Consider the following 12825-nt stretch of genomic DNA (forward strand, 5'->3'; position numbering starts at 1 on the left):
ATCATGAGTGGTCGTTAAAGGCGTTGGGTATCCACTCAACATCATTTTCGGTGAAGGCTACCACATCAAACCGGCAATCCACAGTGTCAAAACTCCCATTGTGCCGGGCCAGCCATAAACGCGCGGTATGCAGCAGTTTGGCTTGCTTGGCGCGGGTGACGCTGCTTGCTGCACCGCCAAAACGCGCCGACTTTCGATAGCGCACTTCAATAAACACGGTCGTCTTGCCGTGTCGCATTATCAGATCGATTTCGCCGCCGCGCTCGCGCACATTGGCGGCGATAAAGTGCAGTCCTTTGCTTTCCAGCAGGCGACGCGCTTTCGCTTCCCATACGTCGCCAGTCTGCTTACGGCTTAATTCGCCGGGACGATTTGCCCCTGTTGGTATTTGAGCCATGACAACTTCCTGTTGATCACGCAATCCTGTGTAGCCGTTAAATCGCCAGTATTGCCGTTCAGCTCGAAACCCGGCACCTGACGCATTTGCGAGAAGTTATTCGCCAGCGACCAGGCATCCGCGCCCATCGCGTACAGACGCGCCAGCGAGTAGTCGTTATTCACGCTTTTCAGCGCTTGCTGCATCAGCGACGGGTTTGCCCCGGCAAGCATCGGAATTTCGTTGAATTGCAAGCCTTCCATTTCAAGGCGGAAATCCGGACCGGCGCCGCCCTGCGCACTGCGTGAGCTGGCGTACAGCATCACGCCGCTCTGGCTGCCGGTCCGCAGGGTGATCATCGGTTTAATCAGCGCGATTTCATCCTGTGTGGCAACGATATACACCGCGTCAACGCTGCCGCTACCGCTAATTTGCGCATCCGTCGGCGGAGCCGGAATATTCAGACCGCCAACCGTCACGCCTGGCTGCTGTGGCAGGCTGGAGGCAACCGGGCTACCGGTCAGGGCGATGCCAGAGCGACCGTTCAGCCCCATACGCAGTTCAGCGGTGGAGCCAAATTTCTGCGCCAGCACAACGCCGCCGCCCAGTTTTTTCCACTCATCGGCAAACGCGGTACTAACGCGTTCACCCAACGCGCTACGTGGCACCAACAGCAGCGGCGCATGACGGCCCTGCTCAAAAATATGGCGCGCAGCATCGTGAGCTTCATCCTCTGGCGAGAGGGCGAAGTAGCAAATGTTGGCACGGTTTTCGACATGTTCCGGCTGGTTGAGCGCCAGCACGTTCAGTGACGTGTTGCTGCGCATCAGCTCTTCAACGTTGTTTTTTAGCAGCGGGCCAACCACGATGCTGGCGCCGTCCTGCTGAACCTGGTTGAGGATCTGATCCATCGGCTGCGCGCTGGTATCGTATACTTTCAGCTCAGCACCGGGGTTCGCTGGCGTGCCTGCAACCGCAGGTGCGGCGACCGGTTGCGTCGCATTGGCGTCGGTCGGCTGAGCGGGCGTTGTGGCTGCCGGATCCTGCTGAGCAGTGGCGGCGGAATTCGTTGTTGCTGCGTCACTTTGCGCTGCACTATCCGGCGCTTGCGCTTGTTGTGCATCCGGTGCAGCCGCATTTTGCTGCGCCGGGGCGTTAGTCAGATCATTCACGTTGGCGTCTGCTGGGCTGACAACGGCTGCGGTGGCGGCCTGCGCAACTTGCTGCGGAACCGCCGGGCCGGAAACCGGAGCAATGCCGTTTTTCGCCGCTTCAAAACCTTGCTGGATAGCGCGGCTAAATACCGATGCCTGGCCGTTTAACGGCAACAGCAGGGCAATCTTGTTAGTCGATGCCGGTTTAAAGTTTTGCAGGTTCGAAAGCTGGGTTGGCAGCATTTTCGCCGCCGGGTTTTGCGGGTAGCGCGTTTGCCAGTCGGTAATGCCCGCTTTCAGCATATTGGGATCGTTGCGGTTGTCGAACCACATGCGTTGCAGGTCGAGCCAGCCTTGCAGCGTCACTTCATCGGCGTTGATCACCAGCGCTCTGGCTTGATCTTGCGTCATGGAGGCCAGCGCTTGCCAGGTGGCGTCGATGTTTTTCTGCTTCTCTTCTGGTTTACTCAACAGCGGTTGCTGGGCAATGAGCGCGCGCAGCAGCGTCAGAGAAGGCTTGCCTTGCGAGGCGGAAATGCCAATTTGCCAGTAACGCGCTTGCTGGTTTTGCTCAAGATCGGCGGGATCGAGCTCGTTGAGTTGCGCTTTCGCACCGGCAAAATCCTTCTGCGCCAGTTTCATTTCGGCAGCGAGCAACGTGCGTTCTTTGCGCTGGTTATCGCTCAGATCCTGCGGCAACTGGGCAAACAGTTCGCTGGCCTGCTGGGTTTTTCCCTCTTTCAGCAGTGCACGAATGGCGAGTAATTGCCAGTTGGTCTTGCTATCATCTGTGCTTTGCTGCATCTGCTGCAGGTAATAGCCAGAATCGGCCTGGGCTTCGCCCTGCATATGCGAGGCGCTCTGGTCTGTCGATTGCGTGCCGCAGCCTGCAAACAGCAGGGCAGCGAGCACCACAGGCAGGCAGCGCGTGGCTTTCGAACGTAGAAATCTTGACGGTAGCATACTGTATCCAGTGATAATTTTTACGCAATGCTCAATATTAAATCGGCAATACGGATGAAACAATGAAACAACACGAATCGGCGGAGAATTCTCAAGGTCAGCTCTTTATTGTACCTACTCCTATCGGGAATTTGGCTGATATTACGCAGCGCGCGCTTAACGTGTTACAAAGCGTTGATTTAATTGCCGCTGAAGACACCCGCCACACCGGTTTATTGCTCCAGCACTTCGCCATTAATGCCCGTTTGTTTGCGCTGCATGACCATAATGAACAGCAAAAAGCCGAAACGCTGGTGGCGAAATTAAAAGAGGGGCAGAACATTGCGCTGGTCTCCGACGCCGGAACGCCGCTGATTAATGATCCGGGCTACCACCTGGTGCGCACCTGTCGCGAGGCTGGTATCCGTGTGGTGCCGCTACCGGGGCCGTGCGCGGCCATTGCTGCGTTAAGCGCCGCCGGGCTGCCATCGGATCGTTTCTGTTACGAAGGTTTTCTGCCAGCCAAATCGAAAGGGCGTCGCGATACGCTCAAAGCGCTGGAAACCGAAAGCCGTACGCTGATTTTTTATGAATCCACGCACCGCCTGCTGGAAAGCCTGGAAGATATGGTCGCCGTGTGGGGTGGATCCCGTTACGTGGTACTGGCGCGCGAGCTGACCAAAACCTGGGAAACCATTCAGGGTGCGCCGGTGGGCGAGTTGCTGGCATGGGTAAAAGAGGATGAGAACCGCCGTAAAGGCGAGATGGTGCTGATTGTCGAAGGGCACAAGGCGCAGGAAGATGAGTTGCCCGCCGATGCGTTGCGCACGCTGGCGTTACTGCAAACCGAGCTGCCGCTGAAAAAAGCGGCCGCGCTGGCGGCAGAAATCCACGGCGTGAAGAAAAACGCCCTGTATAAGTACGCGCTGGAACAGCAAGAGTAAGCCGCATTATGAGCGGGGCGCAGTCGCTTTGCGCCCCGGCTCTGTCAGAGAATACCCAACGCTGAGGCAATAATGGACAGCACAAATGTCACCGCAATCAGCACTACCGGGTGAGTCTTTTTCGCACGCAGCAGGTAATACATCAACAGCGTATACCCCATTGGCAAAATGTTTGGGAACACTTTGTCAAAAAAGTCTTTTTGTAGCGCGACGCTGTGTGTTTCATCAATGGGGAAGGTGGTGATCACATTGATATGCACATACGAGGCAATCAGGCCACCGATAACGGTAATCCCCAGAATTGTCGCCGACCTTGCGATCATTTGTGAGTTTTCCCGCACTTTATCAATCGCTTTAACGCCCACTGAGTAACCGACGTGTGTCCAGCCGACGCGCAAAAAGAAAATCGCCAGGTAGACTGCGAAGAAAAGTATCGGGCCAAGCAGGTTGCCCTGGCTGGCAAAAGAGGAACAGATACCCGCCATAATCGGTAACAGCGTAAACCAGAAGATGGCATCACCAATCCCTGCAATGGGGCCAAACAGCGCCACTTTTAGCCCCTTAATGGTGCTGCGGTTTTCTCCTTTCTCTTCCATTGAGATAAGCAGCCCCATCAAAAAACCAACCAGGTTGGGGTGGGTATTAATAAATTCCAGATGGTCTTTCATTGCCGCGCTTAAGCCGTCTTTATCATCCTTATAAATCTTTTTCAAAAGCGGCAGCATCGCCCAGGTAAAACCGCCAGCCTGCATCCTTTCATAGTTAAAACTGGCTTGCAGCACGGACGAACGGAAACCTAACCGGGTAATATCTTTCTTACTGATTTCAGATGCCATTGCTGTAATCCTCTTTATCGCTGGGGTTGCTTTCTGCCTGCGGTTGAGACTGGTTTTTCGCCCGCGCATTGAAGAATTCATAGACTGCGAAACCGGCACCTAAAACGGCAACCGGCAGCAGGTTGCTGACCTGGATATAACAGACGAACAGAAACCCGGCGATCAGGTAGGGAATGTATTGCGCTTTAAACATGACGCGTAAGAGCAAGCCGAAACCGACCGCTGGCAAAATGCCGCCCGCCACTTCAAAGCCGTGTGTCAGCCAGCCAGGCATTGCCTTCACCAGCGCCTGCATTGCGCCCTGTGCCATGTAGGTACACAGAAACGCGATAATGGCGTATGAACAGGCGACAATCAGCGTGGTGAGCCAGTTAAGGCGCGCAAAGGCCCGGGTATCACCCGTGCTGGCGTAGTTATCCGCTTTCGACATAAATAACGAAAAAGCGGAGTAGAAGAACAGAATGATGTACTGCATTAACAGGCTAAACGGCAGCCCAAGACCGATTGCCGTTTTGGCGTCGACACCCGTGGACCACGCGATGACCGTCGTCATTACGCCCGCCATAATCGGGTTTGGCGGTTGTACACCGCCCGCCGGGGTTAAGCCTGCAAAGGCGAGTTCGGTTAAGCCGCCGGTGATTAACCCGATATGAATGTCCCCGAGGATCGCGCCTGTCAGGGTACAAACAATGATTGGTCTGAACAGGAATAATGCTTCCAGCCAGAAATCAATACCGAGAATAAAAACCAGAGCTGCCAGGGATAATCCCTGTATTAGCGTTATTTCATGCATTTTTCAGCCTCATCAGAGAGCGTTGCTTACCATCGTTGGCCGACAAAAAGCTCAGTCGGGAATATCGGTTTTTGTATCGCCGGGAACATCCTGAATGAAAATATGGGCCCCGTGATGTTTGATAAAACGCAGATCGTCCAGGTCCTGTTCATTGACATAGACTTTGCTGCTTATCTGTTTTTTCCCCGCAGAAAAATGCATATTGCCGACGTTGACGTCGTGAAGTTTCACGCCACCTTCAATCAGTTTTCGTACCGTTTCTGGCGTGCGGCAGATGAGGAAAATTTTTTGATGAGGCGCAGCCTTATCGAGAATATTTATTGTCTTTTCGAGCGAAAAGAAGCGGATACCAAAGCCATAGGTTTCTGCTGTTATGCCCATCAGTTTTTGCTGCAAGGTATCTTTTGCGACGTCATCGTCTACGACGACAAGCAAATTGGCACCGATAGCCGACGTCCAGGTAACGCCCACCTGTCCATGGACGAGACGGTTATCGATACGTGTTAGTAAAATATTCGGTGAGCTCATCTTATTGTCCTGTCATTAATTAATACGGATATGTTCCTTTGTAATATTTATTCCAGTAATGCTTTCAACATGGTAATGACGTAAAGGCTGCGTCAGTGCGCCCAAAATAGTTCCTTACTTCTCCAGCTTGTCGGCAGAACCGCAGACCGTGACCTTACTTCTCACAACGTCTTTCATCGCATCCATACCGACCCGCATGTAGTAACGCGGATCGTTACCGTCAGGGTTCTCGTCAAACCATTTTCTCACCGCCGCGGCGAAAGCGATTTTCAGCTCCGTCGCGACATTGACCTTGCAAATACCTAATTCAATCGCCCGGCGGACAAATTCGTCGGGAACATCACTGGCACCGTGCAGCACCAGAGGAACATCCACCACGTTACGAATAGCGGCAAGTCGCTGAAAGTCGAGCTTCGGCGGTTTCGTATACAGGCCGTGCGCCGTACCAATCGCGACGGCGAGGCTGTCAACGCCGGTTAATTCGACGAAGCGTCTTGCATCCTGTGGTGACGTCAGAAAAGCGCTTTCCTCGTCCACACTCATGTCGTCTTCCATGCCACCAAGGCGCCCTAGTTCCGCTTCGACGCTGCAATCCTGGCTATGACAAAAATCGACCACGGATTTAACCAGCCGGACATTGTCGTCAAAAGGGAGATGGCTGCCGTCGATCATGGCGCTGCGTACGCCGATATTGACCTTGCGGCGGATATCATCCAGCGATTCGTGATGGTCCAAATGGAGTGCCACAGGCATGTGATAACTGGCAGAGTAAGCGTCACACAGCGCATAGATCTCTTCGATGGCGATGTGTTTATAAGTGCCAGGGGTACCGGCAAGGATCACCGGTGAACGCATCTCCTGGCAAACTTCAAGGATGGCCTGAATGGTCTCTGCATTATGGATATTGAACGCCGGGATGGCGTAGCCTTTCGCCTGCGCGTCCTGCAAAAGATATTTGGTCGAGATAATGCTCATTATGCCTCCTGCCACGGATGAATGATGACGCCTTGCACCACCCGGTTAACCGTTCCGCTCTGGGACGGGGTATCCGGCGTGATCCCGGCTTTTATCGACTGAGTGAGGGCAAATACCTGCGCGTACATCAGGAAACAAAATACCTGCTCGACATCCAGAAATTCGCGGGCAGGGGGCAGCGTAATCTGTGCGTCTGCTGGGAGCGCGTGCTCTGGTGATGCACTGATAGAGACAATGCGCAGTGCCTGGTTTTCTCGGTGAAGCTCTGCCAGCAGATCGCGATCGTAGAGGCGTGTGTAAGGGTGGCTAGACATAAACACAACAACCAGCGTTTCGTTATCAATCAGCGATTTGGGGCCGTGGCGAAAGCCAGTAGGGGAATCGTAGAAGGCAACCAGTTTGCCGGCGGTTAATTCCAGCACTTTGAGCGCCGATTCTCTCGCTACGCCCTGCAACCCACCGCTACCGAGATAGACAATGCGTTTGAAGGGTAAATCCCCAAATACACCAGCGGAGAAATCCCCGAGCGAGTGAATGATTTGCTGGCAGCGTGCGGCAACATCACGAAAACGCGCTGTGCTAATGACATCGGGTGCGAAGAGGGCAAGGCAGCTTGCCATCATGGTGGTGATGCTGCTGGTCATGGCAAAGCCGCGATCGTGCGTTTCGGCAGGCATCAACAGCGCCTTGGCATGGCGGCTGGCCTCAGCATTCTGGTACAGCGCACCGGCTTCGTTGCAGGTGATCGCAAGGTGATAACACTGCCTGACGAGCTGGTCTGCCAGGTTAACGGCCGCGACACTTTCCGGGCTGTTACCAGAGCGCCCGAAGGAGACCAGCAGAGTCGGTTGCGTTTCCTGCAGGTAGTCCACAGGGTTGGTGACCAGGTCGGTGGTCGGTACTGCGGTAATATTTTTCCCGGTGTGGCGTGCAAGCCAGGGGCCAATAATGTCGCCAATAAAGGCGGAAGTCCCTGCGCCTGTAAGAATAATTTTAAGATTTGGTATGGATAAAACGGGCTGCAAAAATGCATCAATCTCATCGTGCTGGCGATCGATATTCTCAAGCGAGGCAATCCAGCACGCCGGTTGCTGACGAATCTCTTGTTCGGTCCAGGTTGACGTAGTTGTTCGCCCGGAAAGCATTTCACTCATAGCGTATTCCTTAGTCATGCACGGTCACGAAAGTGAGCAGGAAAGAAACCTTTCATTTCGTTTCATTGAATATATTTTTCGTTAAATGAAACGTAACGAAAGTTAAGTCAAAGATCAATGCAAAAATGGCAATAAATCGAAAATTGTGATCATTAAAGCAAAGGAAGTGAAATTTAAATAAACAAAAGAAAGGGTGCTGAAAAGTGAAAGCGAAAGAAAAGGCATGGCGTGATAAGCGCCATGCCCAAATAACAGACCGGGAAAAGGATTACAAAAGGGGAGTCGGGCTAGTGCATTGATCGTGATCTCATCTGTCAGATCCCTTCTTCAATCTGTTGTTCGTCGCGGCAACGCCCCAGCTCATCGGCGAGGCTTGTCAGGCCACGATGGCCGCACTCAAGCGCTTGTGCGCGAAACGCTTCACAGCTTAGTTCATCCCGTTCAAGTGCCATTTCCAGCAGCAGTTGCAGGTTGGTGCCGGTAATGACTTCACGGTTCGGTTGCTGCATGGCTAAAGTGGACGCGACACGAAATGGCGTACCGCCCAGTAGATCGGTGAGAAACACCACTCCCTCGTTGCCACTTAGCGTGTTAACCGCCTCTTCGAGTTGTTCTGTCAGCAAGGCGGTTGTTGATGTTTCCGGAAAATCGATAGCAATAAATTGCGACTGCTCACCCAGAATTTGCGTCATTGCCCTTGCCATTCCACTGGCGAAACCACCGTGTCCACAAAGAATAATTCCCAGCATCGTGACTCCTTACTTCAGAGAAAGTGTGCAAATTTACCGACAATAGCCAGCGAGACAGACTGTAACAAGCTGATTTCCATAAAAATGCCTCAATGTAGTGTGAAGATATCCAGTGCGAGTTCTGTCGGTACACTTTGTAGCTGCACTCAACGCCGTTGGCTTGCAATACATTGAACGCCGTAATGTCGCAGGCGTCGACAGACTGTTTTGACGATCTGCTTTTACAGCGACCAGAAGCGCACCATTTCCATCAAATTTTGCTGTACTGGATCGTTAGCCACCCGTACCAGGTTCGCCCCGGCAAACCCAACCCACTGCACCCCCAACCTGGCGGTGGATTAAGCGTTCATCAATACGGCTTAACACGATGTTTGACATAGCGTTTTCCTGTTAATGGTTATCTGAAGAAACGCCCTGACAGGCGGCGTGGTACTGACGCAGCACGTCCTGGATGTGATCAATAATCAGCGCGTTGGGCGTTGCGCTCAGCCTGTGCTCACGCACTCTGGCGTACTGGAGCGGCAGGTACTGGCTGATGAGCGGAAGTGGAATGGCCTGGTCGGCCAGGTTGCGCACCAGTCGTGCGTAAGATTCATCAACCTGGCTATCCGGCCAGTAGTAACGCACGCGGTCTGAATAGCTATAATCTCGCGCCAGGCGGCGGGCGTGGTTGTCACCGTGATAATGGCTTTGCCAGTACTCAGGACGGTCGAGCATGACATTTTCCAGCACGTGGCGAAGATCGGAACAGGCGCGCGCGGGAAGCAGCTCCTCTTCAATAGCCGCCAGGGCGAACAGCGCTTCGCGCAGGGCGAAAGTGAGCGCCGGGCCGACTTTCAAAATAGCAAAGTGATCGTGAACCAACTGACGCAATGCCTGCGGCGTCTGGTAATCCGTGGAGTGGGCTTCAAATACCAGTGTCGGCTGATCTTCAACCATTTTGCTCAGGGCGCTGGCTTTTTGTGGCTGGTAATCCACGACATGGCTGTTATCAAATTCAACGCCAGGCTGGACCACCAGCGCGATGATGCGTGGCCAGATGTTGCTTAGCCCCAGGTGTTCAAACGCGATGCGATGCGCCTGTAACGTGGCGCGTGCAGCATCGGGTGAGGTCACGGCAAGCTCGGTCAGCGTTTCATGGGCACCACCAGGGACGGGAACTTCAGTACCGATGACGTAAACCAAATCACTTTTGCCCGATTGTTCGATACAGGCCGCTTCGGCCACCTGCGCCAGCCTTGCGGCGCGTGCCGCGACAATCTCATCGGTAAGCGGCGTGGGGTCGTCGGCGCACGACATGCTGCAGTCGAGATGGATTTTTTTGAAACCCGCCGTGACGTAATGTTTAATCAGCTCTTCAGCATGCGACATGGCGTCGGATGCGGGTAACGTTTGCCAGCGATTAGGGCCAAGATGATCGCCCCCCAAAATCAACTGCGCGCGTGGGAAGTTCAGCTTATCGGCAAGCTGGCAAACGAAAGCGTGAAACTGCGCCGGTGTCATGCCGGTGTAGCCGCCAAATTGATCGACCTGATTGGATGTCGCCTCAATGAGTAAGGGGTGGTGATGAGCGGCGGTAAATCGGATGGCGGCTTCAAGCACCAGCGGATGGGCAGAACAAACGGCGTAGATCCCTTTCTTGTCGCCCTCTTTGTGGTGCTTTATCAGCGCGGTAAGATGTTTCACTTTCCTCTCCTTTTTAGCGTCTTCAGGTTTTATTCTTTCGTTTTATTTCCTTTTATCCTGATGGATGTTCTCTTAAAAATAAAATGAAAGATAATGCTTTTCCGATCTGTTTCACAAAACAAACATAATGAAAGGTTCTTGCCGGCGCTTTCCGGGAGCAGCTTTCCATTTCACGCTTGCATTCCTTATGAAGTCAGGTTTAATAAGTAAATCGAAATGAAACGAAAGTTCAGATAAAGGATTTCTTATGGCCAGCATCAGTTCCTCACCCGAAAAGCGCACCATTGGTACGAGCGAAAGGCGTGAGCAGATCATCCAGCGGCTACGGCAGCAGGGAAGCGTACAGGTTAATGATTTATCTACTCTTTTTGGCGTATCCACTGTCACAATCCGCAACGATCTCGCTTTCCTGGAAAAACAGGGAATTGCCGTGCGCGCGTATGGCGGGGCGCTGATCTGTGACGGCAACGCACCGGCAACCGAGCCTTCTGTTGAAGATAAAAGCGCCTTAAATACCGGGCTGAAACGGGGGATCGCGCTGGCGGCCGCGGACATGATCAAGCCAGGGCATCGGGTTATTCTCGACTCGGGAACCACGACGTATGAAATTGCGCGCATGATGAAGCAACACCAGGATGTCATTGTGATGACGAATGGAATGAACGTCGCGAATGCATTGCTCGATGCTGAAGGGGTCGAGTTGCTGATGACTGGAGGGCACTTGCGCCGTCAGTCGCAGTCTTTCTATGGCGATCAGGCGGAGCAATCACTACAGAATTACCATTTCGACATCCTTTTTCTCGGTGTCGATGCCATCGATCTCGAACGCGGCGTCAGTACGCATAACGAAGATGAGGCGCGGCTGAACCGACGGATGTGCGAAGTCGCAGAGCGCATTATTGTCGTAACCGATTCCAGCAAGTTTAACCGTTTGAGTTTGCACAAAATTATCGACACGCAACGCATTGATATGATCATTACGGATGAAGGTATTCCGGTGGAAAGCCTGCATGGGTTGCAGAAAAGCGGTATCGACGTGCTGCTGGTGAAACAATAAAAAAAGCATGGCCGAAGCCATGCTTAAAGGTTGAGGTTTACTGCTTTCTTATAAAAATCAGGTCACCGGAGCCGGGTTAAACACTGCCAGTTGGTTGTGCAGGCCCCACTGATCCGAGAAGGTTTTCTTACGTCCGCTGGCGACATCCAGGATGAAATGGAACAGCTTCCAGCCCACATCCTCAATCGTCTCTTCGCCCGTGGCGATCGTCCCGGCGTTAATATCCATTAAGTCATACCAGCGGTTCGCCAGTTCGGTACGCGTTGCCATCTTAATCACCGGTACCGCAACCAGGCCGTAAGGCGTACCGCGACCAGTGGTGAAGACCTGCAATGTAATCCCGGAAGAGACCTGTTGAGTACCACACACGAAGTCACTCGCCGGTGTTGCCGCGTAAATCAGGCCGCGTTTGGTTGGGCGCTGACCGGGAGAGAGCACTTCAGAAATGGCGCTCTTACCGGATTTCGCAATTGAACCCAGCGCTTTCTCGACCACATTCGCCAGACCGCCTTTTTTGTTCCCCGGGGAGGGGTTGGCGCTGCGGTCGGTTTTGCCCATATCGAGATAGTTATCGTACCAGGCCATCTCTTCTAGCAGACGTTTGCCCACTTCTTCGTTAATGGCGCGCGGCGTCAGTAAGTGGATCGCATCGCGTACTTCGGTCACTTCAGAGAACATCACCGTGCCGCCGCAGCGAATAATCAGGTCAGATGCAAAGCCAACCGCTGGGTTAGCAGTAACGCCGGAGAATGCATCGCTGCCGCCGCACTGCATGCCGACAACCAGTTCGGAGGCCGGGCAGGTTTCACGTTTGCGCTGATTGAGCTTCACCAGGTGGCGTTCAGCTACTTGCAGAATGTCGTCCACCATCGAGCGGAAACCGACATGGTGCTCATCCTGCAAACGCACGATGCTGGCGCTGTCGACCGGAATGGCCTGCACATCTTCGGTGCCTTGCAGCAGACGTTCCGGCTGTAATTTTTCACAACCAAGGCCAATTACCATCACTTCACCACCGAAATTTGGGTTCAGCGCGAGGTTGTGAATAGTACGAATGGGGATCACTGCAGCCGGCGCGTTAATCGCCACGCCGCAGCCATACAGGTGGTTCAGACCAACCACACCATCCACATTCGGGTATTTCGGCAGTAGATCGCGTTCGATAATCTTCACGACATAATCGACAACGCCCGCCACGCAATGCACGCTGGTGGTGATGCCCAGCAGGTTTTTGGTACCGACGCTGCCGTCCGCATTGCGGTAACCTTCAAAGGTGTAACCTTCCAGCGGCGGCAGCGGTTCAGGGACTTTGGTCGCCAGCGGCAGCGTATTCAGCGGCGGTGCTTTCGGCAGCTCGACCATGGATTCATCAATCCAGCTACCGCGTGCAATGTCGCGTACAGCGTAACCAATGACTTCGCCGTAACGTACGATTTCACCGTGCTGGGGAATATCGACCAGCGCCACTTTATGGCCTTGCGGAATATGTTCAATAAGCTCAAGTCCATCCGGAAAACGGGTTCCCGCTTTTAAGCCATTGTCATTAACGATGATCGCGACATTATCCGTGTCGTGTACCTTAATATAAAACGCCCCTGGCGGTTGCTGTCTAATTTCAATGTCGGACATTG

12 protein-coding genes and 1 pseudogene are annotated in these 12825 nt (G+C 53.5%); 2 read left to right on the top strand and 11 right to left on the bottom strand.

Annotated features, from left to right (window positions below):
• Position 1: 1 nt before the first annotated feature.
• A complete protein-coding gene (locus C813_RS25745; RefSeq protein WP_017457374.1) occupies positions 2-397 on the bottom strand; it encodes a YraN family protein in 396 nt (131 codons plus the stop codon).
• A complete protein-coding gene (locus C813_RS25750) occupies positions 355-2493 on the bottom strand; it encodes a penicillin-binding protein activator (protein WP_017457375.1) in 2139 nt (712 codons plus the stop codon). The genes C813_RS25745 and C813_RS25750 overlap by 43 nt, the downstream gene beginning before the upstream one ends.
• A 62-nt stretch (positions 2494-2555) precedes the next feature.
• Between C813_RS25750 and rsmI the strand changes: the two genes are divergently transcribed.
• Positions 2556-3416, top strand: coding sequence for a 16S rRNA (cytidine(1402)-2'-O)-methyltransferase (gene rsmI, locus C813_RS25755; RefSeq protein ID WP_017457376.1), 861 nt, complete (start codon positions 2556-2558; stop codon positions 3414-3416).
• Positions 3417-3460: 44 nt separating this feature from the next.
• On the opposite strand, the gene agaD is transcribed toward rsmI, so the two are convergent.
• From agaD to kbaZ, 8 genes and pseudogenes are all read right to left on the bottom strand, one after another.
• Positions 3461-4252 carry a PTS galactosamine transporter subunit IID gene (gene agaD, locus C813_RS25760; RefSeq protein WP_017457377.1) on the bottom strand — a complete coding sequence of 264 codons (792 nt, stop codon included), beginning with the start codon at positions 4250-4252 and terminating at the stop codon, positions 3461-3463.
• On the bottom strand, positions 4242-5045 hold the full coding sequence (gene agaC / locus C813_RS25765; RefSeq protein WP_017457378.1) for a PTS galactosamine transporter subunit IIC: 804 nt from the start codon (positions 5043-5045) through the stop codon (positions 4242-4244). Before agaC ends, agaD begins: the two co-directional genes overlap by 11 nt.
• A 51-nt stretch (positions 5046-5096) precedes the next feature.
• Positions 5097-5573 (bottom strand): PTS galactosamine transporter subunit IIB, encoded by a 477-nt coding sequence (agaB, locus tag C813_RS25770; RefSeq protein WP_017457379.1) that lies wholly within the window; start codon positions 5571-5573, stop codon positions 5097-5099.
• A gap of 114 nt (positions 5574-5687) precedes the next feature.
• A complete protein-coding gene (kbaY, locus tag C813_RS25775; protein WP_017457380.1) occupies positions 5688-6548 on the bottom strand; it encodes a tagatose-bisphosphate aldolase subunit KbaY in 861 nt (286 codons plus the stop codon).
• Positions 6548-7702 carry an SIS domain-containing protein gene (locus C813_RS25780; RefSeq protein ID WP_017457381.1) on the bottom strand — a complete coding sequence of 385 codons (1155 nt, stop codon included), beginning with the start codon at positions 7700-7702 and terminating at the stop codon, positions 6548-6550. Before C813_RS25780 ends, kbaY begins: the two co-directional genes overlap by 1 nt.
• Before the next feature lie 314 nt (positions 7703-8016).
• The gene (gene agaF / locus C813_RS25785; RefSeq protein WP_017457382.1) at positions 8017-8451 is read right to left on the bottom strand and encodes a PTS galactosamine/N-acetylgalactosamine transporter subunit IIA; all 435 of its coding nucleotides are present in this window, start codon (positions 8449-8451) and stop codon (positions 8017-8019) included.
• Between the two features lie 89 nt (positions 8452-8540).
• Positions 8541-8829, bottom strand: a pseudogene (locus tag C813_RS46200) (PTS sugar transporter subunit IIB).
• A gap of 12 nt (positions 8830-8841) precedes the next feature.
• Positions 8842-10137 (bottom strand): tagatose-bisphosphate aldolase subunit KbaZ, encoded by a 1296-nt coding sequence (gene kbaZ, locus C813_RS25790; RefSeq protein WP_017457383.1) that lies wholly within the window; start codon positions 10135-10137, stop codon positions 8842-8844.
• Positions 10138-10384: 247 nt separating this feature from the next.
• On the opposite strand from kbaZ, the gene C813_RS25795 reads away from it, so the two are divergent.
• Positions 10385-11194 (top strand): DeoR family transcriptional regulator, encoded by an 810-nt coding sequence (locus C813_RS25795; protein ID WP_017457384.1) that lies wholly within the window; start codon positions 10385-10387, stop codon positions 11192-11194.
• 57 nt (positions 11195-11251) lie between these two features.
• On the opposite strand, the gene garD is transcribed toward C813_RS25795, so the two are convergent.
• Positions 11252-12823 (bottom strand): galactarate dehydratase, encoded by a 1572-nt coding sequence (gene garD, locus C813_RS25800; protein WP_017457385.1) that lies wholly within the window; start codon positions 12821-12823, stop codon positions 11252-11254.
• Positions 12824-12825: the final 2 nt, after the last annotated feature.

The organism is Kosakonia sacchari SP1 (genome assembly GCF_000300455.3).
Classification (GTDB): Bacteria; Pseudomonadota; Gammaproteobacteria; order Enterobacterales; family Enterobacteriaceae; genus Kosakonia; species Kosakonia sacchari.

What these genes read in the sequence shown, in the direction of transcription:
- C813_RS25745 (WP_017457374.1), bottom strand. Translation starts at nt 397, where the DNA reads ATGGCTCAAATACCAACAGGGGCAAATCGTCCCGGCGAATTAAGCCGT.
- C813_RS25750 (WP_017457375.1), bottom strand. Translation starts at nt 2,493, where the DNA reads ATGCTACCGTCAAGATTTCTACGTTCGAAAGCCACGCGCTGCCTGCCT.
- rsmI (WP_017457376.1), top strand. Translation starts at nt 2,556, where the DNA reads ATGAAACAACACGAATCGGCGGAGAATTCTCAAGGTCAGCTCTTTATT.
- agaD (WP_017457377.1), bottom strand. Translation starts at nt 4,252, where the DNA reads ATGGCATCTGAAATCAGTAAGAAAGATATTACCCGGTTAGGTTTCCGT.
- agaC (WP_017457378.1), bottom strand. Translation starts at nt 5,045, where the DNA reads ATGCATGAAATAACGCTAATACAGGGATTATCCCTGGCAGCTCTGGTT.
- agaB (WP_017457379.1), bottom strand. Translation starts at nt 5,573, where the DNA reads ATGAGCTCACCGAATATTTTACTAACACGTATCGATAACCGTCTCGTC.
- kbaY (WP_017457380.1), bottom strand. Translation starts at nt 6,548, where the DNA reads ATGAGCATTATCTCGACCAAATATCTTTTGCAGGACGCGCAGGCGAAA.
- C813_RS25780 (WP_017457381.1), bottom strand. Translation starts at nt 7,702, where the DNA reads ATGAGTGAAATGCTTTCCGGGCGAACAACTACGTCAACCTGGACCGAA.
- agaF (WP_017457382.1), bottom strand. Translation starts at nt 8,451, where the DNA reads ATGCTGGGAATTATTCTTTGTGGACACGGTGGTTTCGCCAGTGGAATG.
- C813_RS25795 (WP_017457384.1), top strand. Translation starts at nt 10,385, where the DNA reads ATGGCCAGCATCAGTTCCTCACCCGAAAAGCGCACCATTGGTACGAGC.
- garD (WP_017457385.1), bottom strand. Translation starts at nt 12,823, where the DNA reads ATGTCCGACATTGAAATTAGACAGCAACCGCCAGGGGCGTTTTATATT.